Source organism: Enterobacter cloacae complex sp. IR5422, assembly GCF_049238165.1.
GTDB lineage: Bacteria > Pseudomonadota > Gammaproteobacteria > Enterobacterales > Enterobacteriaceae > Enterobacter > Enterobacter roggenkampii.
Window position 1 is genome coordinate 1 of record NZ_JBMKHT010000027.1, and the last position, 19675, is coordinate 19675.

General features: G+C 54.8%; 17 protein-coding genes and 1 pseudogene. 3 read left to right on the forward strand and 15 right to left on the reverse strand.

The annotated features are described in order from the left end of the window. Nucleotides 1-226 precede the first annotated feature (226 nt). The 9 genes and pseudogenes from ACOTXT_RS14005 to yiaK all read right to left on the reverse strand — a co-directional run. Nucleotides 227-941 (reverse strand): annotated as a pseudogene (locus tag ACOTXT_RS14005) (type I restriction endonuclease); the annotation flags it as partial. 345 nt (nucleotides 942-1286) lie between these two features. Then, nucleotides 1287-1982, reverse strand: a complete 696-nt coding sequence (gene araD / locus ACOTXT_RS14010) for an L-ribulose-5-phosphate 4-epimerase (RefSeq protein WP_063930159.1) — start codon at nucleotides 1980-1982, stop codon at nucleotides 1287-1289. Continuing rightward, a complete protein-coding gene (locus tag ACOTXT_RS14015) occupies nucleotides 1976-2836 on the reverse strand; it encodes an L-ribulose-5-phosphate 3-epimerase (protein WP_021242445.1) in 861 nt (286 codons plus the stop codon). The genes araD and ACOTXT_RS14015 overlap by 7 nt, the downstream gene beginning before the upstream one ends. A 2-nt stretch (nucleotides 2837-2838) precedes the next feature. After that, nucleotides 2839-3492, reverse strand: a complete 654-nt coding sequence (ulaD, locus tag ACOTXT_RS14020; protein ID WP_063930158.1) for a 3-keto-L-gulonate-6-phosphate decarboxylase UlaD — start codon at nucleotides 3490-3492, stop codon at nucleotides 2839-2841. Continuing rightward, on the reverse strand, nucleotides 3489-4994 hold the full coding sequence (locus tag ACOTXT_RS14025) for an FGGY-family carbohydrate kinase (protein ID WP_421625327.1): 1506 nt from the start codon (nucleotides 4992-4994) through the stop codon (nucleotides 3489-3491). Before ACOTXT_RS14025 ends, ulaD begins: the two co-directional genes overlap by 4 nt. A 95-nt stretch (nucleotides 4995-5089) precedes the next feature. Continuing rightward, nucleotides 5090-6409: an MFS transporter gene (locus ACOTXT_RS14030; protein ID WP_333165670.1), complete on the reverse strand. Its 1320-nt coding sequence runs from the start codon at nucleotides 6407-6409 to the stop codon at nucleotides 5090-5092. A gap of 43 nt (nucleotides 6410-6452) precedes the next feature. Further along, a complete protein-coding gene (locus ACOTXT_RS14035) occupies nucleotides 6453-7379 on the reverse strand; it encodes a DUF4862 family protein (RefSeq protein WP_023294827.1) in 927 nt (308 codons plus the stop codon). Nucleotides 7380-7530: 151 nt separating this feature from the next. Continuing rightward, nucleotides 7531-7998 (reverse strand): YhcH/YjgK/YiaL family protein, encoded by a 468-nt coding sequence (locus tag ACOTXT_RS14040; RefSeq protein ID WP_046091965.1) that lies wholly within the window; start codon nucleotides 7996-7998, stop codon nucleotides 7531-7533. 10 nt (nucleotides 7999-8008) lie between these two features. Then, nucleotides 8009-9007 (reverse strand): 3-dehydro-L-gulonate 2-dehydrogenase, encoded by a 999-nt coding sequence (gene yiaK, locus ACOTXT_RS14045; protein WP_333165674.1) that lies wholly within the window; start codon nucleotides 9005-9007, stop codon nucleotides 8009-8011. A 224-nt stretch (nucleotides 9008-9231) separates the two neighbouring features. Here yiaK and yiaJ point away from each other — a divergent pair, with 224 nt between their 5' ends. After that, nucleotides 9232-10050 (forward strand): IclR family transcriptional regulator YiaJ, encoded by an 819-nt coding sequence (gene yiaJ / locus ACOTXT_RS14050; protein WP_021242452.1) that lies wholly within the window; start codon nucleotides 9232-9234, stop codon nucleotides 10048-10050. A 3-nt stretch (nucleotides 10051-10053) separates the two neighbouring features. Next, complete coding sequence (locus tag ACOTXT_RS14055) at nucleotides 10054-10509, forward strand: 4Fe-4S dicluster domain-containing protein (RefSeq protein WP_055321684.1); 456 nt, start codon at nucleotides 10054-10056, stop codon at nucleotides 10507-10509. Here the strand turns inward: ACOTXT_RS14055 and ACOTXT_RS14060 are convergent. The 5 genes from ACOTXT_RS14060 to ACOTXT_RS14080 form a co-directional block, all read right to left on the reverse strand. Then, entirely contained in the window at nucleotides 10493-12211 is a 1719-nt protein-coding gene (locus ACOTXT_RS14060) for a ShlB/FhaC/HecB family hemolysin secretion/activation protein (protein WP_023294829.1), read from the reverse strand. The two genes, ACOTXT_RS14055 and ACOTXT_RS14060, sit on opposite strands and share 17 nt — an antisense overlap. Nucleotides 12212-12301: 90 nt before the next feature. Beyond that, the gene (locus tag ACOTXT_RS14065; protein WP_223861891.1) at nucleotides 12302-13138 is read right to left on the reverse strand and encodes a collagen-like triple helix repeat-containing protein; all 837 of its coding nucleotides are present in this window, start codon (nucleotides 13136-13138) and stop codon (nucleotides 12302-12304) included. A 29-nt stretch (nucleotides 13139-13167) separates the two neighbouring features. Beyond that, nucleotides 13168-13506: a hypothetical protein gene (locus ACOTXT_RS14070; protein WP_248199239.1), complete on the reverse strand. Its 339-nt coding sequence runs from the start codon at nucleotides 13504-13506 to the stop codon at nucleotides 13168-13170. 316 nt (nucleotides 13507-13822) lie between these two features. Next, the gene (gene avtA, locus ACOTXT_RS14075; protein ID WP_023294831.1) at nucleotides 13823-15079 is read right to left on the reverse strand and encodes a valine--pyruvate transaminase; all 1257 of its coding nucleotides are present in this window, start codon (nucleotides 15077-15079) and stop codon (nucleotides 13823-13825) included. Between the two features lie 183 nt (nucleotides 15080-15262). Then, on the reverse strand, nucleotides 15263-17293 hold the full coding sequence (locus ACOTXT_RS14080; RefSeq protein WP_023294832.1) for an alpha-amylase: 2031 nt from the start codon (nucleotides 17291-17293) through the stop codon (nucleotides 15263-15265). A gap of 314 nt (nucleotides 17294-17607) precedes the next feature. On the opposite strand from ACOTXT_RS14080, the gene ACOTXT_RS14085 reads away from it, so the two are divergent. After that, nucleotides 17608-18432 carry a protein bax gene (locus ACOTXT_RS14085; protein WP_021242459.1) on the forward strand — a complete coding sequence of 275 codons (825 nt, stop codon included), beginning with the start codon at nucleotides 17608-17610 and terminating at the stop codon, nucleotides 18430-18432. A 38-nt stretch (nucleotides 18433-18470) separates the two neighbouring features. On the opposite strand, the gene xylR is transcribed toward ACOTXT_RS14085, so the two are convergent. Beyond that, nucleotides 18471-19649, reverse strand: a complete 1179-nt coding sequence (gene xylR, locus ACOTXT_RS14090) for a D-xylose utilization transcriptional activator XylR (protein ID WP_021242460.1) — start codon at nucleotides 19647-19649, stop codon at nucleotides 18471-18473. Between the last annotated feature and the right edge of the window lie 26 nt (nucleotides 19650-19675).

Sequence of the window (19675 nt, forward strand, 5' to 3'; positions counted from 1 at the left end):
CGGGTCTGGCGGCGTTTACTGGAAAACTCACTGTCGGCAAAAGTCAGTTGCTGGCTCATCCGGTTACTCATTCTGGGTTCAGGTTACAACACGATGATCTCACATCTCGGACTTATTCGCACCTTCCCTAACTCTTCTAAAGTTGTAACAATATCATTTTCATCTTTATGATCATCTTCTTCGAGAGGCTGTGTTTCGATTGGAGGTTCGATGGGGGTTGGAGCAATACCAGTAATAGCTGATTTAAGCCTCTCATTAACTTGATCATTTATGTACTGGCTTGCGGCCTTTTTCGTAAGATTTAGAAAAGATTCTCTTACTTTTTGGGTTAGCATCCCGTCATAAACTCTGGATGCAAAGAATTTAACGAAGTCGTCCTCAGGATTGTTAAGTTGTGAATGTAGTATTCTTTTAATCTGACTGACGTATTTCAATTCTCCAGCAGCATTAATAATTGACTCAAGATCAAATGATGATTTTGTCAATTTTTTTAATTCAGGGACAACATTTTCATCAATATCAAGTAGGTCGACTTCCAAAAATGGTTTCTCATCCATCTTATTAGGTGCATCAAGATCGGTATAAAATCTATATATTTGCCCGTTTGTTAAGATTGATATCCGTGCGTTTGTAACGTGAAAGTATCTAAAAAGCTGCGATGCATGGTTTATATTTAACGGCTCACCAATTTTTTTACATTCAATAAGTATCTGTACATCATTGTTTTTCATTATTGCATAGTCAATTTTCTCGCCCTTTTTAGTGCCTATATCACATACAAATTCGGGTGTGACTTCAGAGGGATCAAAAACATCGTAACCTAAAACATTATGAATAAAAGGCATCACAAACGCAGTTTTTGTTGCTTCTTCGGTATTGATTACTTCAATTTGTTGTCTGATTTTAGTAGATAATGCATTTAATCTTTCTGTAAATTCCATTGGATACCCTTATTTTTCTACTGTGTGTCTTGATGGAATAGCATTAAAATGCATGTCATTCAATGCTAGCCAGAATTAATTAGCAGCAAAAAAATATTTCCGAGGTTTAGATCACAGACTCGTTAAACTGAAAACAGATAAATAAGGCCGATGCTGTCGAGATTATTAAGTATATTATATATATCGTTATGTTTTATTTTTCTTGTTTATGCTTTATTTCCACCAGGTCCACATTGCCTCTTCTCCACGATTTGCCCAACTCCGGTAGGCCTTTTCAAACAAACGTGGCTAACACCCGCCGTCTGGAAACGGCGGTACTGTAAAAAGCATATCAACTCCGGCCGATCACTGGCCGTAATAGGCATTCACCCCATGCTTGCGCAGATAGTGCTTGTCGAGCAGCTCCTGCTGCATAACCGGAAGCTGTGGCGCGAGCTGGCGAGAGAACAGGCCCATATAGGCGCACTCTTCCAGCACCACGGCATTGTGAACCGCATCGGCCGCGTCTTTACCCCAGGCGAACGGGCCGTGGGAGTGGACCAGCACCGCCGGGATCTGCATCGGGCTGAGATCGCGCTCCTCGAAAGTTTTGATGATCACTTCACCCGTCTGGTATTCGTATTCCCCGGCAATTTCTGCCGAGGTCATCAGGCGCGTGCAGGGAATGGTTCCGTAGAAATAGTCCGCGTGTGTGGTACCCCAGGCCGGTAAATCCAGCCCCGCCTGGGACCAGATAGTGGCGTGTCGCGAATGGGTATGCACGATGCCGCCAATCTCCGGGTAACGACGATACAGCGCAAGATGGGTAGGCGTGTCTGAAGAGGGTTTTTTATTACCCTCGACGACCTGACCCGTGGCGATATCCACCACCACCATATCCTCCGCCGTCATCACGTCGTATTCCACACCGGACGGTTTAATGATCATCATGCCGCTTTCGCGGTCAACCGCGCTGACGTTGCCCCAGGTAAAGGTCACCAGCTGGTGGGCGGGCAACGCCAGGTTTGCTGCCAGTACCTCGGCTTTAAGTTCGTCTAGCATGTCATGCCTCCTTCCTGCATACGGGCTTCAATCCAGCGGCGCGCCTGGATAATCTCCAGCACCGGCTCTTTTGCTTTTTCGGTCCACATTTCAATCAGAAATGCGCCGCGATAGTTCAGTTGATGCAGCGTGTTAAACACGCCAACGAAATCGACGCAGCCCTCGCCAAACGGCACGTCGCGGAACTGTCCGGGGCTTTGTGCGGTGACGGGTTGGGTATCTTTCAGGTGAATAGCCGCAATGCGGTCAATGCCCAGCGTCAGCTCGGCGGTGACGTCGTTACCCCACGCGCTCAGGTTGCCAACGTCCGGATAAACGCTGAACCACGGTGAGGCGAGCATGTCGTCCCACTTTTTCCATTTGCTGATGGAGTTCATAAACGCGGTGTCCATGATCTCCACCGCCAGCATCACCTGTGCGGCGGCGGCCTGATCCACGGCCCACGCCAGCCCGTCGGCAAAGCGCTGTTGCGTCCCCTCGTCATGCGCTTCGTAATAGACGTCATACCCGGCAAGCTGGATGGTGCGAATGCCTAAATCACGCGCCAGCCTGATGGCTTTGCTCATGATCTCACGGGCGCGTTCGCGCACGGTTTCATCGCGGCTGCCAAACGGGAAGCGACGGTGTGCAGACAAGCACATAGAGGGGATCGCCACGCCGGTTTCCAGCATCGCTTCCACCAGAGAGGCGCGCTGCGTGGTGCTCCAGTCGAGGCGTGATAATCGCTCATCGGTTTCATCGACAGACATCTCGACAAAATCGAACCCGCAGCTTTTCGCCAGTACCAGCCGCTCGGGCCAGGAGAGATCTTTTGGCAGCGCTTTTTCGTAAATACCTAACGGATGCTGACGCATGATTACGCTCCCCAGATGTCGCGAATGTGCGAATGGAATGCCTGTGCCACCTGCGGCGGATTGGCGGCGCCTGCCAGCGCGCGTCCGGCAATAAAGGCTTTGACGTTGATTTGCTTAAACAGCGGCAGGTCGGCGGGGGTGATACCGCCGGTAATAGAAAGCTGCAAACCGATATCGGAGAGCGCTTTCATTTTTACGAGATCCTCCTCACCCCACTGCTGGCCGCTCGCCTGTGCGTCACGTCCGCGGTGATAAATGGCCTGCTTCACGCCGATGCGATGCCATGCGCGAGCATCGTCCAGCGTCCAGTGACCAAAGAGCTCCATCTGGATTTCTCCCCCGCGGCGCAGGGCCACCTCGTGGCCGCGTTCAACGGTGGCCAGCGGGGCGGCGCAGATGATGGTCATCCAGTTTGCACCCGCGCCAAATGCCTGCTCTGCCAGGGTTTCTCCGGCATCGGCCACTTTCCAGTCCGCAACGATGATTTTATCCGGGCACTGCTCGCGCAGGGCGCGCACGGCGTTTAGCCCTTCGGTCAGGCACAAAATGGTGCCCGCTTCGACGATATCAACGTGATCGGCAAGCAACGCGACATCACGCTGCGCGGCCTGAAGAGAGGTATGGTCGAGCGCCAGCTGCAGTAATGGTCGGCTCATAGGTTGTTCTCCTTAACTCGGGCGTGATAGCCCTGTAGTGCTGAAATCAGTAGCTGATAGCGCTGATACTTGCGCTGATAGGCCTCATGGGCGCGCATGTCAGGCTCAATGACACGAATGTCGTGTCGGAGGGCGCATTGCGCCGCATGGAAATCGGGATACACGCCGGTGCCGACCAGGGCGGCCAGGGCGGCGCCGGAACAGCCGGTCTCTTCCAATTGCGGCAGTTCAATCGCCAGTCCGCTGACGTCCGCGAGCATTTGCATCCATACGTCCGAATGGGTTGGGCCACCCGTCACGCGCAGGGCATGTACGTGGGTAAAGCGCTCGAGCATGCGGTTGAGGTGGGTCATGTGGCAGAACACCACGCCCTCATAAACCGCCTGCAGCAGGTGCGCGCGTGTGTGTAGCGCCTGCATTCCGTAGAAACCGCTGGTCATCTCCAGCCCGGCGTTGCTGCCATAGAGGAACGGCAGGAAATACACATCGCTTTCGGCTTTCGGCAGGCTGGCGACGGCGTGGTTGATCTCGCTGAACGACATGTCGCCCCACTGCGCGGTGAGCCACTCAAGGTTGCCGGACGAGGTCGGGCAGGCTTCGTGAACGATGTACTGCTGCGGATGCACGTAGCGGCCATAAACGTAGGGGAAGGGTTCGTTGCTGCGAAGCGCACTGGCGATCCCGCTGGTGACGGCCCAGGTCCCCATCACGGCGTTAAGCGTGTGCTCGTCCTGCAGTCCGGCGCAGAGCGCGGTGGAAACCACATCAAACAGTCCCCCCACGACGGGCGTGCCCGCCGCAAGACCGGTCAGGGTGGCTGCCTGAGCGGTGATTTCCCCGCAGATTTCTGCTGAACCGACAATCGGCGGTAGGGCGCCGTCAATCTCGCTGATCCCGAGCCAGCGCGTAAGCTGCGGGTCATACTGCCCGGTATTCATGTTGTAGAGATTGGACTCGGAGATGTTGCTCTCTTCACCGCCCTTCATGCCGGTCAGGCACCAGCGCAGATAGTCGTGCGCCATCATCACGCAGCCAATTTGCTGATACCGCTGCGGCTCGTTCTCTTTGACCCAGCGCAGAAGCGAGGCCGGATGCCCGGTCCACAGCGTCTGGCGCGTATGCGGGTAGAGTTTTTCGGGAATGCCGTCCTGCTGCCAGCGCTGCACAATCTCCAGTGCCCGGCGATCGGAGGAGAGGATGGCGTTGCCCAACGGTTGGTCTTGTTTATCGAGCAGAAACAGCCCCTTACCCTGCGCAGAAATGCCGACCCCATTGATCTGGTTGCCGTTTACGCCTGCATTCTTGAGCAACGCGGCGATGGTGGCGTGGCAGTGCTGCCAGAGCTGATGCATATCCCGCTCGGCGTAGCCCGCTCGCGGGCTGAGCGTGGCAACGGAGCGGCGTTCGATACAAACTTCTTTGCCCTGGCGGGTGTATAAACCGGCTTTTAGATAAGTACCGCCACAATCGATACCCAGCCAGAAGGGCTCTTTTTCACTCATCTTCATCTCGCTTAATTGCCGGGTGGCGCTTCGCTTACCCGGCCTACTGTTCGGTTTTCTCCCTCTCCCCGTGGGAGAGGGCTGTGGTGGGGGCATCAGGCCGCACGCTTATGGGGATTTACCGTGGGATTGGGCTCTGCCCCGGCATCGCATTTCGCCGGCAACAGCAGGGCCAGCAGCGACGCCAGCGCGAGTGAAACGGCCAGGCAGTAGACGCCTGCATCTTTGCTGTACAGGGTGATCAGCACGCCAACGGCATACGGGCCGCAGAAGCCACCGAGGTTACCCAGGGCGTTGATCACGCCGCGCGCGCCACCTGCCATTTCGGCGCTAAACAGTCTTGCCGGTATCGTCCAGAACACCCCCGCGGCGGATTGCAGGAAGAAACCACAGCCCACCAGTGCGGCATAGGCCAGCCAGATGTTTGCTTTCACGGCAACGGAGAGGAACATGCAGAGCGCGAAGCCAATCAACGGCAGGGAGACAAACAGCTTGCGCTTGCCGGTGCGGTCAGAAAGCGAGGAGAACAGGAACATGCCCGCAATGGCGCCGATGTAGGGCAGGATGGCGAGCATCCCCACCTGACCAATGCTGGTGTGCGTCAGCTCCTTCAGAATGGTCGGCAACCAGAGGGTGTAACCGTAAATCCCGGTCTGATAGAAGAAATTCAGGGCGATCAGCTGCCACATGGTTTTGTCAGACAGCACCGCGCTGAGCGAGGCATTTTTCACCTCTTTTCCGGCGATGGCCTGCTGTTCAGCCGCCAGCGTTTGTACCAGATAGTTTTTCTCGGCCGCTGAGATCCAGCGGGCTTCCTGCGGACGGTCGTACACGGTGAACGCCCACAGCACCAGCACAACGACGGACATCAGACCTTCAATGATGAACAGCCAGCGCCAGTCAAGTGCGGTAATAATCCATCCCGACAGCGGGGCGGTGATTATCCCGGCGATGGGTACGAACATGATCACAATTGCGTTGGCGCGACCGCGTTCGGCATCCGGGAACCAGTTGCTGATCATGGTGAGCACAACGGGTAGCATCCCGCCTTCCGCCACGCCGAGTAAGAAGCGCAGCACCAGCAGCTGGTACTGATTCGTCACGAGACCCGTGAGCACCGAGATCACCGCCCAGGCGACCAGTGACCAGCCGATAAATTTCTTGCCGCTACCGTGCACCGCAATCTTGCCGCCGGGTACCTGCAGGAACAGATAGCCGATAAAAAATATGCCGCCCGCGAGGCCTGCCATGGTGGCGGTAATACCTAATTCTTCGTCCATACCTCCCGGCATTGCAAACGCGATATTCACGCGGTCCATATATGAAATAATACAGGCGATAAGAATAGGAGGAATGATTCTTAGCCAGCGCTGGCGCGGAATGTCCGTATGTAGAGCATGAGTAGAAATATTCATAGTTAATCTCTCAGTAGGTAACCGGAATAAACTTTTCTTATTGTTATTGCGTTGCTTTATTCATTGCGCTGATACCGTCGCGCAAAATGGCGATGCGATGGCTGACATCAGCATTAGCATTTATTTCCAGTAATTTAATACCGGAGAATTTCAACGTTGCGGCGCTCGCCGCAGTAAAGAGTGCTTTTGCACGTTCAGTGGACATCAAACTATCGGCACAGAAGGAAGAAAATGGCGCGTGCAGATCCTGCCATTCACCGTACTCGCCGCTGGTGGTCGTACCCGAGAACATCAAGGCCCCCAGTTTCCCGGCATTAAGCGCGGCCTGAACGTGGTCAAGCGGAAGGGTGGTGTTACGGCCTTCGATGGCCGACCGCGCCCAGTTGATGCAGACGCTGATATCCGTGTCTTTCACCACCTCCAGCACCTGCTCTAAGGGCAGGAAGCCTTTACGGGGTGCGACGCCGGTCATGGCATCGCAGTGTTCCAGCACCAGGTCGCAGCCCCAGTCCCAGCTTGTTATTTCACGGACGGAGCGGGAAAACGCGTCGGTGGCTTGTTCGACCGAGGCATTGCCCGCCTGCGGGGCCGCCTGCATCTCAAGAGCAATCACTTTCCCCGGGAAGCGGGTATTCACGGCGTTAATTTTTTTGTGCAAATGTCGGTAAAAGTCCACGCACGCTTTACGCTGCGCGTCGTCAGCCGAGGCCAGGCCAAATGCGCCGTTGATGCCGCGGCGCCGCATGGTTTCCATAACTGCCGTGACCACGATTTGCCAGTCCCCCGGGGTATGGCGGAACAGCCATTCGTCACCAAGGGGATGAAGATTTTCAAGGCAAGGCTGTTCCAGCCCGCGAATATTCGGCGTGTCGGAAAGTTCCCGCCAGAAGGTTTGTTCTTCTTGTTCCCCTTTCTGGTGAAACGAGGGTGCGCAGGGGTACGCACCAATAATAAAACCGGTATTAGTCATTTCGCGTTCCTGTATTTATACCCGTCATACTTCAAGTTGCATGTGCGTTGGCTGCGCTCGTTCACCCCAGTCACTTACTTATGTAAGCTCCTGGGAATTCACTCTCTTGCCGCCTTCCTGCAACTCGAATTATTTAGGGTATATCAGAAAATTAATCTAATTCGCTGATTGCCACTTTCACCACAATCTTACGAATTGTGGTTTCCTTGTTTTTAATACAGGCAGGACGGTGCATATCCTGCGGAAAAAATATGGCATAGCTGCCGGGTATCATTTCGATAAACGACTCATTTTCACTGTTGTGATAAAAAATAATATCGCGCTGTTCCAGCAATGATTCGCTTATTTCGTTATTACCAGTATCAATCGCGATACCGATTTTCTCTTCACCCCAGGCCAGGAATTGGATATCCAGATAGCGGCGATGCACTTCCGGGCGATTCTCGTGCAGATCCTTTGTTGTCAGGTCGAGAACCTGGGCAAAAATGTTGCGACCTTCAATTTCTACTACGCCTGGCTCCAGGGTGGTGAAATCCGTCGTGCGCAGAAAATGAAGGGCTTTTTCAATCGCCCGCGGCAGGCGACACGGATTTGGCTGGGAAATATGTCCGAATATCATGGCCCACTCCTTACAGAGACTGGATTTTCGCCCACACGCTGTCGTCAACCGTGATGCCGTTGCGGCGGTTCTCTTCAAGCAAACGGGTAAATTCATGCCCTGGCAGACGGATGGCGACATTCTCATCTGCGCGTTCGGCAGTGGTGATGAAGTCCATAATGCGCTGCAGTTTGGCATCGCGGGTTGGGCCATCGATCAGGCGATCCACCTCAATGGCGATGAAGATCTGCGATACGCCGTACTCGTCGCTGTTGTCCTGGGTCACTTCCGCGACGGAAGATCCGTTTGAGAGCAGGGTGGCGATCATATCGAGCACGATGGATAAGCCGGACCCTTTCCAGTAGCCCATGGGCAGAATACGGCGGTTTTTCTCGATCACGCCCGGCTCTCTGGTGAGGTGACCTTCGTCGTCAAAGCCGCCATCTACCGGCAACACGCGCCCGGCCAGGCGGTTCACCTCCAGCATGCCGTAGGAGAACATCGACATCGACATGTCGACCATGGTGATCGGGGTCGACGGAATGGCAACGATCAGCGGGTTTGTGCCGATGCAGCACTCTTTTGATCCCCACGCGGGCATCACGGCAATCGAGTTGGTCCAGCAAATGCCGATATAGCCCTTCTCCGCCGCCTGCCAGCCGTAGCTGCCGCCGCGCATCCAGTGGTTCGCGTTACGCAGTGCCACCAGACCAATGCCGTGATCGGACGCCAGCTCGGTGGCGCGATCCATCATCTTCTTCGCCGTCAGGTTGCCAATGGAGCGCTGCGCATCCCACTGTTCGATGGCGCCTAATGTCATCACCCGTTTGGGCTGGGCGTCAGGAATGATATCCCCTGCATCAAGCTGCTGAATAAAACGCGGGAAACGGTTTACACCATGCGAATAGACGCCGGATTCCGTGGTGCGGGCAAACATCTCGGCGCAGGCGTCTGCGGTTTCCGCTTTCACGCCGCGGTCGAGCAGAACCCGATTGAACGCCGCTTTCAACTCTTCGAAAGTCACTTTCATCCCTGTTCTCCTGTTCTTTTAAGGGCAAGTGTGAGTGCTTTTTTATCGCTAAATTCCACTATGCGAAATCTGATTTCAAATATAGCGATCAAATTTTGTCAGATCAACGACATTCATGTTTTTCAAAATCGATTAAAATCAATTGGTTGTTTTTTTTCTGTTGAGATCGTGAACTGACCCACACTTTGCGCTACCATCAGGACGCGCTAAACAGGAGCCATGTAATGAGCATGAAAGAGAGCGAAATGACGCAAGAGAAAGAGAGGCCAGCAGGCAGCCAGAGCTTGTTTCGCGGCCTGATGCTGATTGAGATCCTCAGCAACTATCCGAACGGGTGTCCGCTTGCACATTTATCGGAACTGGCGGGGCTGAATAAGAGCACCGTGCACCGCTTGCTGCAGGGGCTACAGTCGTGCGGGTACGTGACCCCGGCACCCGCCGCGGGCAGCTATCGCCTGACCACCAAATTTATCGCCGTCGGGCAAAAGGCGCTGTCGTCGCTGAATATCATTCACGTGGCCGCTCCGCACCTCGAAGCGCTGAACATTGCGACCGGCGAGACGGTGAACTTCTCCAGCCGGGAAGACGACCACGCGATCCTGATTTACAAGCTCGAACCGACAACCGGTATGCTGCGCACGCGCGCCTATATCGGCCAGCATATGCCGCTCTACTGCTCTGCGATGGGCAAGATTTACATGGCGTTTGGCCATCAAGATTACGTGGCGAGCTACTGGGAAAGCCATCAGGAACAGATCCAACCTTTGACGCGCAACACCATCACTGAACTGAGCGCCATGTATGATGAGCTGGCGGAAATTCGCGATCGCAGCATGGCGATGGACAAAGAAGAGAACGAGCTGGGCGTCTCCTGTATTGCCGTGCCGGTGTTTGATATTCACGGCCGCGTTCCGTATGCGATCTCTATCTCGCTATCGACGTCGCGCATGAAGCAGGTGGGCGAGAAGAACCTGCTCAAGCCGCTGCGCGAAACGGCAGAGGCTATCTCAAAAGAGCTGGGTTTTAACGTACGCGAGGCGTAACAGATGAACCGATTTATCATGGCGGATGCGGAAAAATGCATCGGGTGCCGCACCTGTGAAGTGGCCTGTGCGGTCGCGCATCAGGATGACTTCACCGCAGAGGCTTTTACCTCTCGCCTGCGGGTGGTAAAGGGGGATGCCTACACTACGGCGGTGGGTTGCCATCAGTGCGAGGACGCCCCCTGTGCCAATGTCTGCCCAACCCATGCCATCAGCCTTACGGCAGGCGCCTGGCTTGTTGAGCAGACGCGCTGTATTGGCTGTAAAAGCTGCATGGTCGCCTGTCCGTTTGGGGCGATGCAGCTACGGCTGGTGGGAAGCAGGGCACAAGCGCTGAAATGTGATTTATGTGTGCAGCGCGAAGGCGGACCGGCCTGCGTGGAGGCCTGTCCAACCCACGCGCTGCGCTGCGTTGATCCTGCCAGTATTCGGGCTGAAAGGCTTACTGCATTTTATTGAAATTCCACGTAAACGTCAGGCTGTAGCGCCAGTCTCTGTTGCGACTGTCTGTCGGAACATCCCCGACGGGTCTTGCCGCCTCAACCGTGATGCTATAGTGGCGGGTATCGCCTACCATCACGCCAGCCGCCACTGACCCGAGCCGCTGATGAGGCAAGCCGGAGGTGTTAAACCAGGTTTGCGCGGTATCGGCCAGGATGTAGGGCTGGATTGTGGCAAGCCATGTGCTCTCTTTTCGCATCTGGATATAGCGCAGTTCTACCTGCCCGCCATAGCCGTAATCACCGCTTGCTTCGCTGTCCTGGTATCCACGGCCAAACCGCTGGGCACCGAAGCTAACGCGTTCGGGTTCTGGCAACGTGTTATTTGACCAGTCCCCCTCCCAGGACGTTGATAGCCGCCACTTATCGGCAAACAGCCAGGCTGCGTCCAGATAGCTTTTCGTGAGCGTAAAATTAATATCGGGCCTGGGGGCCGAGACGATATCGGCTCCCATCGCATCAATACCCTGACGCACGTTGAGTCGGCCGCTGAGGCTGGCGGTTGTGAACTGATGTGCACCGTTGATGCCCACTTCCAGCGCGGGATAACGCGCGTGCTGGTTGACGGAGTCCAGGCTATAGGTTTTGCCCAGCAGTCTGGCCTGCAGGGCATAATCATCCTGGCGGTCGGTGTAATCAAAACCGCTGGTCAGATTAATTTGTGATTTTTGCGTCAGCAGCAGGGGGTAGCCAAACGTCACGCCGCCGTTGTATTGCGTTGTTTTTTGCTTCGAATCGACGCTGATATTATTCGGCAAAGAGAGCAGGGGCGAAAAATCTCGCGGATCTTCACGGTAATAGCTGCCTTTTAGCTGCATCGTCAGCCCTTCATCGTTTAAAAACTGCTGCCAGTTCAGGCCGACATAATTTTTTCGCGTGTTGCTATCTAACGGTACAAGCGTGGCCACGCCAAGCTGATCGCCATAGCTTGTCATGTTGCTGAGCGTGCCGTTCAGCATCATTAAATCTTGCCCTTTACGGGTATCGATGGTGGAAGCGATATTCCAGCTCCGCTCCTGATTACCGGTGATTTGCATCGCCGCTGCGCCATAGATATTGGTTGGCAGCTGCGCGTTAGCCGTAACCGGAACGTTCGGGGTGCGCGTCATCAGCTGGCTGTAGCGATCGAACGTATCCTGAGACAGCGGTTTTTCCGCCATGATTTTTTCGGACAAACGTTTAAGACGTTCGGCGATGTGCGGGTTATTACTGGTGATGTCGCTATGAGCGACATAGCCTTCAACCAGAACAATTTTAATATTGCCCTGCTGGAAATTATTATCGGGCAGCCAGGCATAAGAGAGTGGAAAACCGTCGGCCTTATAGCGTTCCGTAATATCGTTTACCAGCCCCGTAAGCGTTTTTAGCGGCACGGTTTTTCCAGCGTAAGGCCTGAAGGGCTGAAGTAATTCCTTCAAGGGATAACGCGTGCCGCCAATAAACTGAATGTGATGAATGGTAATAGGCGTTTCAGGCGTCAGCGTTGACTTCGGTTTTTCTATTTTGACGTTCGGCTGCGGCGCGGCCTCAGTCTGTTCGGGGGCAACGTTACGAGAAACTTGCGCCGGGTTATCGGGGTTAATAATAGAGGGCAGAGTATCGGCGCGGGCCATGCTCAGCACAACCAGCCCCGTCAGCGAAAAAAGGAAGTGGTGTTTCATCGCGCTATCCCTGTTCGTCATCCCCGGTTGGGGTAAATGTCGCTGAATAAAGCGCCCCTGAACCAGGGGCGCAGACAGGCAGTAAAAGGATTACTGTTTTGGCGTCAGTAGGCTCGAGGTTAACGTGTTGAGCCCGTTAATCGGGTTTGTCGTAGATGTGTTTTGGGTTGTGCCTGCATTGGCCGTTACACCCGCAGTCAGCGTATTGAGGGTGGTATTGACCGTTGTGCTCAGGCTATTGTTCGTGGCTGTCACATTGGCATCGGCCGTCAGAGATCCTGTGCCGCTGCCTCCGGTGGTTGATGTGGGTTTCACTAGCGTACCGCTATCCGTGACCGTCTGGCCGACATTTTGAACGACCTGACCGACACCGCTAAGCCCGCTATTGCTGCTGCTAATGTTGGTCCCCACGCCGCTGACGGTGCCACCCACCTGGGTCAGCAGACCGTTAACCGGTGTGCCGAGACCCGTTGTGGTGCCTACGGTTTGCGTCACGCCTTGTACTCCGCCCAGCGTCTTGTTAGCCAGGGTCGTGGTATCGGTTGTTACCTGAGTGACAGCAGGGCTGCTTACCGTGTTGGTGAGACCCGTGCCGGTGTTACTGACCAGTTGCCCGGTACTGTTGACCACGCTGCCCGTCAGGCCGGTTACGCCGCTGACCGGGGTTCCGGAAGTGGAACTCGCCAGGCCCGTGCCTACCGTTGAAACGGTATTGCCGAGGGAGGTGACCGACGTGGTCACGCCTTTAACCGTGGTACCCACACCGTTCGGGTTGTTTGGATCGCCAACGCCAGTCGTAACGCCTGTCCCCACGGTGGACACGGCACTGCCAACGCCGCTGACGGTGGTTGAGACGGTTGACGTGACGGGATTATTTGTCGGAAGCTGGCTTCCGAGGCTATCCACAGTGGATCCGACGCTGGTCACGGTTTTACCGGCATCACCCAGTATCGTATTTACGCCTGCGGTAGTGGTTCCTCCACTGCCTCCTGAGCCTGAGCCTGAGCCTGAGCCTGAGCCTGAGCCTGAGCCTGAACCTGATCCCGACCCTGAACCAGAACCCGTTCCGCCGCCAGCGCCTGTCCCGGTACCTGAACCCGTTCCGGTGCCCGATCCGTTGCTGCCCGAACCGCCATTGCTCGCGGTTGTGCCACTTCCATCATCTGAGCCGCTGCTGCTTCCCGTCGCAGGGTTATTTTTGGCCGTTGAGTGAGATCCGCCACCGCTTCCACTACAGGCAGAAAGAGAGAACGCGAGCAGTACCGCAACAGCAATAGCGCTGATGCGACTAACATTATTAGGTAGCATATGAATACTCCACGCAAAAGAACGCCGAGCGGCGTATTAGTGAGTATATGCAGTATTTTTAAATATGCATGAAAGCGACTCAGGAAGGTATTTTGCTGCGTTGAAGAGGGTTATTTAAAATAACAATAAGTTAGCATATTTAATTTTTTCTTAATTATTGAGAGGGTGGTTAGCGAGCCTAAATTAAAGGAATATTCCTAAGAAAACTCAATGGGAATGATAAATGAAGCGCTACAGGATATATCCTTAATATAAGATTCAGATCACGGAAAAATAAGGCTCTTCATTTGAAGAGCCTTATTTTTAACAATTGCCTTCTTGCCAGGCTTTTTCGATCTCTTCGGCGAGAATTTTAACACCCGCTTCGATTTTTTCCGGGTCGGGGACGTAGTTCATGCGCATGCACTGATGGGTATGCGGCCATGGCTTATCCAGACCCGGGAAGAAATAATCGCCCGGCACCATCAGCACGCCGCGCTTTTTCAGGCGCTGGTAAAGCAGTTCGGTGGAGATAGGTAAATCCTTAAACCACAGCCACAGGAAAATCGCCCCTTCCGGTTTGTGGATAAGGCAGCGTTCTTCCGGCAAATAGCGACGAAGTGTCGCGATCGTCTCCTGAACGCGCTGGTAGTAGAAAGGCTTGATCACGTCATTCGACAGACGCAGCAGGTCCTTGCGTTTGATCATCTCGCACATCATCGCCGGGCCAATGCCGCCCGGAGAAAGGCTGATAATGCCGTTCATATTGGTGATGGCGGTGATGATTTTCTCATTGGCGATGATGATTCCGCAGCGGCTGCCCGGCAGACCCAGCTTAGAGAGGCTCATGCACAGGACAATGTTCGGGTTCCACAGCGGACGTGCTTCGCTGAAGATGATGCCCGGGAACGGCACGCCGTAGGCGTTATCGATCACCAGCGGAATACCGTGCTGATTGGCCAGCGCATCCAGCTTCATCAGTTCGTCATCGGTGATCACGTTGCCCGTTGGGTTAGTCGGGCGCGATACGCAGATCATGCCCGTCTCTTCGCCAATATGCAGGTGTTCAAAATCGACGTGATATTTGAACTGGCCTTCCGGCAGCAGCTCGATGTTCGGGCGCGCAGAGACGAACAGATCCTCTTCCAGGCCGGAATCGGCATAGCCGATATACTCCGGCGCCAGCGGGAACAGCACTTTTTTGGTGGTGCCGTCCGCGCGACGTCCTGCGAACAGGTTAAACAAGTAGAAAAACGCGCTCTGGCTGCCGTTTGTCAGTGCAATATTCTGTGGTTCGATATCCCAGCCCAGCTCGTCACGCAGCATTTCGGCGAGGAGTGCCAGCAGCTCGGTTTTCCCCTGCGGGCCGTCGTAATTGCAAAGCGCATCGGTTGCTTTGCCGCTTTCCAGCATCTGAGCGAGCAGGGTCTGGAAATAGGTATTCATCTCCGGGATTTGAGCCGGGTTTCCGCCGCCGAGCATGATTGCGCCCGGTGTGCGCAGCCCGTCGTTGAGGTCCTCCATCAGGCGAGTAATGCCTGAATGGCGGGTAAATTTGTCGCCGAAAAGTGAAAACGTCATAGCAGGTGATCTGTCGAGCTTATTTTGAAAGTGGGTAACCATAACGCTAGCACCGTGTTGGTGCAAATCGGGTGGTGTGGTCGGATTTGTGGTTTTATAGGGCGGGAGTGGATTTGTGTAGTGAATAGTTCTGGAGCTTCTCCCCTCTCCCCATGGGGAGAGGGTTAGGGTGAGGGGTATGATCTACTGATTCCCCGCCCAGACGACCATCACCTTATCGCCATCATGTTCACGTACGAATCCATACCCCTCTTTCAGCGACAGCGTGGTTTGCTTGCCTTCACCAATCGCCGGGTGGCGGGCGCGGAACTGACCCAGCGTTTGCCAGTGGGCGACGGTTAAGGCCTGCTTGCCCGTGACGTCCTGCCAGTTCATATCCGAGCGGGTGCCCTGCAGCGGGTCGGAGCCTGTCGGCCCGAACGGACGCTCGGACTCATCCCCGTAATAGATTTGCACGCTGCCTGGTGCCAGCAGGAGCAGCTCCGCCGCGCGCTGGCCCCCTTCGCGGAACAGACGCGTATCGTGTGATGAGAGGTAGCTCAGCACATTGAAGCTTTGCAGCTTCTCCGCCATCTGCTGCCAGGTGAGATCCATATCGGCCAGGCAATTTACCGCTTTCGCCGCCTGCTCCTGATAATCAAAGTTGATCATCGCGTCGAAGCCGTGGCGGTAATAATCGCTCTGCATCACTCCGTGACCCCAGGATTCGCCGGTCATCCAGAACGGTGCGTTGTCGAGCTTTTTGTCCGGGTGAGCGCCTTTCCAGGCGGCCAGCGCCTGGCTTGCCTGGTCTTTCAGCTGCTGCCAGGCCGCAAGCTCAACGTGCTTCGCGGTATCCACGCGGAAACCGTCGATGCCGTAGTCACGTACCCACTGGCTGAGCCAGTGGGTCAGGTAATCGCGCGGGGTATAGCCCGGAATAGCTTTCGCGTGGGTATCGGGTTTGTGTTGGTAGAAATTGGGTAGCCCGGAAGGGGCGGTGGATTCCGTTTTCAGGTCGGGCAGAAACGCCAGCGACATCGTTAAATCATCGAAGCCGGGGTTGTCGTAATCACCGATGTCGGTGCGGATCCACTTTTTACCCCACCATTTTTCCCATGCGGCTTTGTCGCTGAAGTTGATGTAGTCATTGAAGCTATGCCAGGTCTGGCCTGCGCCAGGCTTCCAGTCCGTCCAGTGGTCTCCCAGCGTCTTTTTCAGCTCATCACCCTGCAGGTACAGGGCGCCGAACTGATACGCCTGCATGTCCGCAAGCGTCGCGTAGCCCGTGTGGTTCATGACGATATCAAACAGGATGCGAATGCCGCGCTTATGCGCTTCATCAACAAGCTGACGCAGGTCATCCCCGGTGCCCATGTTGGCGTCGAGCGTTGTCCAGTCCTGGGTGTAGTAGCCGTGGTAGGCATAATGCGGGAAATCACCTTTGGTGCCGCCGCCTACCCAGCCGTGGATCTGCTCAAGCGGGGAGCTTATCCAGAGCGCATTCACCCCCAGCTGCTGCAGGTAATCGAGCTTGCTGGTCAGTCCCTTGAGATCCCCGCCGTGGAACGTACCAATCTCCTGCATGCCGTCTTTGTGGCGGCCGTAGCTGTTGTCGTTGCTCGGGTCACCATTCACATAGCGGTCAGTCAGTACAAAATAGACGGTGGCGTTTTGCCAGCTAAACGGCGCAGGCTTGTCGGTTTCGGCGCGCTCAAGCAGCAGCAGGCCGTTACTGTTGGCGGCTGGCTGCAGGGTGATTTTTCCACCTTGTACGGTCACCGTCTGTTTACTGTAGAAATCGCGCACGACGGAGCCTTCCGGGAAGGTATGGCTGACGTCCAGCGTCAGCGGCTTACCGTCCCACTTCGGGCACTGGCGGATAACGTTGGCCACCGGCTGTTCTGTCGCGCTCTGAACCGCCAGCAGCAGCGTGGGCGTGCCGGAGCGTGTATCGATTCGCATCTGGTATTCACCGTCGCGGAAAAGGCGCCACTGCGGCGGTGTACCGTCACAGGGCTTGAGCGACAGCATCTCATTGAGTTTTATCGCGCCTGTGGGCTGCCAGCACGTCTTGTCAAAACTGAGCGTAAGAGGACGCGTACCCTTCGCAAGCTTTGCCTGGCTGGTGAAAATCCCGGTGCCTTCGGCGCGAAATGCGTCAAACCCCGGCGATGACCAGTCGGCATGTGCCAGTGCGGGTAACATCAGAAAGGCTATTGCGGTGCGTTTCATTCCAGGTTCCTGTCGCGGCATTTTTGACCAGTTTGCCAGCAGGCGGGCGGGAAAAACTCATCCCCTGTCGCTTTCTGCCAGGAGGATGCGTGAGGATGAGTGATCTTGCGCAAAATTAGGCAGTTATCTGCGATAACGCACACATTTTTCCAGAAATGATGTTTTTATGAGCAAGTTTCAGGTGACATAGTTTCGGAATTGGACTATTTCTATACGTGCTCTTGAAGTCTATTTTTGATATGATTTGAGATTCCGCTCTCAAATTTGTGAAAAAAATAAGGTGTTGGGATGATTACATCCGACCAGGAGACCTAATGATATCGACTCCCATTCGACGATATGGGGCTGCGATACTCATGTTACTCACCACGGCATTTTCGGGTGGGGTGCTTGCGAAGACGCACACGGATACAACGAGTAAGAAAGCCCACGTAATAAAGACGACAAGTAGTAAGGTTAGCAGTAAACAAGAGTATTCTCGCAATAGTGCAAAGAGTAGTTCACTTCCTGATTTGCGAAAATACCCTTCCGGAACACCAAGGAAAAAAGCGTTTCTCCGGACGGTAATGCCTTACATCACGAGTCAAAATGCCGCGATTACTGCGGATCGTAACTGGCTGATTTCCAAACAGTACGATAGCCGCTGGTCGCCATCCGAGCGCGCGCGTCTGAAAGATATCACGAAGCGCTACAAGCTGAGCTGGAACGGGAACACGCGTCGTGTGCCGTGGAATGCTCTCCTTGAGCGTGTGGATATCATCCCGGGCAGCATGGTTGCGACCATGGCTGCAGCCGAAAGCGGCTGGGGAACGTCTAAGCTTGCGCGTAATAACAACAACCTTTTCGGCATGAAATGCGTGAAAGGTCGTTGTACGAATGCGCCTGGCAAGGTGAAAGGCTATTCGCAGTTTGAATCCGTGAAGGATTCCGTGAACGCCTATGTGGTGAATCTGAACACGCACCCGGCCTACTCATCGTTCCGTAAATCACGCGCTCAGCTGCGTAAAGCGGACCAGGAAGTGACGGCCAGTACGATGATCCACAAGCTGAAAGGGTATTCGACGAAGGGACAGAGCTATAACAACTATCTCTTCGCCATGTACCAGGATAACCAGCGCTTAATCGCCGCGCATATGTAATCTCAAAAAACGCCTTCCACTGGAAGGCGTTTTCTTTTCTATATCAGCACCTCGCTGTGGCGATCCCGATACTCCTTCGGCGTGGTGTCATACTCTTTGCGGAACACCGAGTAGAAATATTGCAGCGACGGGTAACCGCACATCTGCGAGATTTCGTTGATCGACAGCGACGTGGAGATGAGCAGGCTGCGTGCTTTCTCCAGCTTTTCAGCATGGATGACGGCATGAATGGTTTCGCCCACCTCTTCTTTAAAACGCTTCTCCAGATTCGAACGCGAAATGCCTACCGAATCCAGCACCTGATCGACCTTAATCCCTTTGCAGGCGTGGTTGCGAATATAGTGCATGGCCTGAATGACGGCCGGGTCGCTTAAGGAGCGATAATCGGTCGAGCGACGTTCCACGACGCGAACCGGTGGCACCAGCAGGCGCTGAAGCGGCAGAGATTCTTTATCCAGCAGACGGTGCAGCAGCTTCGCCGCCTGATAGCCCATTTGACGCGTGCCCTGAGCCACGGAAGAGAGCGCCACGCGGGACAGATAGCGGGTAAGCTCTTCGTTATCAATGCCAATCACGCACAGCTTTTCGGGCACCGGAATGTGTAAGTGTTCGCAGACCTGCAGCACGTGGCGGGCGCGGGCGTCCGTTACGGCAATAATCCCGGTTTGCGGCGGCAGCGTTTGCAGCCAGTCAGCGAGACGGTTCTGCGCGTGCTGCCAGTTTTCCGGGGCGGTTTCCAGCCCCTGATAGACCACGCCGCGATACTTCTCCTGCGCGACCAGCTGGCAAAATGCGTGTTCACGCTCAACGGCCCAGCGCTTGCCGCTGGTGGCGGGTAAACCATAAAACGCGAAGCGGTGGACGCCTTTCTCTTTTAAATGGAGAAACGCGGCTTCGACCAGGGCATGGTTATCGGTGGCAATATAGTGAACCGGCGGATAGTGTTCGGGCGAGTGGTAGGAGCCGCCGACGCCCACGATCGGCACGTCGACGTCGGTCAGCAGCTGCTCAATGACGGGGTCGTCATAGTCGGCGATGACGCCATCGCCCAGCCAGTCTTTAATGTTCTCCAGACGGGTGCGGAAATCTTCTTCAATAAAAATATCCCATTCGGATTGCGACGCCTGCAAATATTCACCCACGCCTTCTACCACCTGACGGTCATAGGCTTTGTTGGCATTGAATAACAACGTAATGCGGTGACGCTTTTCAAACATGGCTCACTTCCCAATTAAGTCACAAT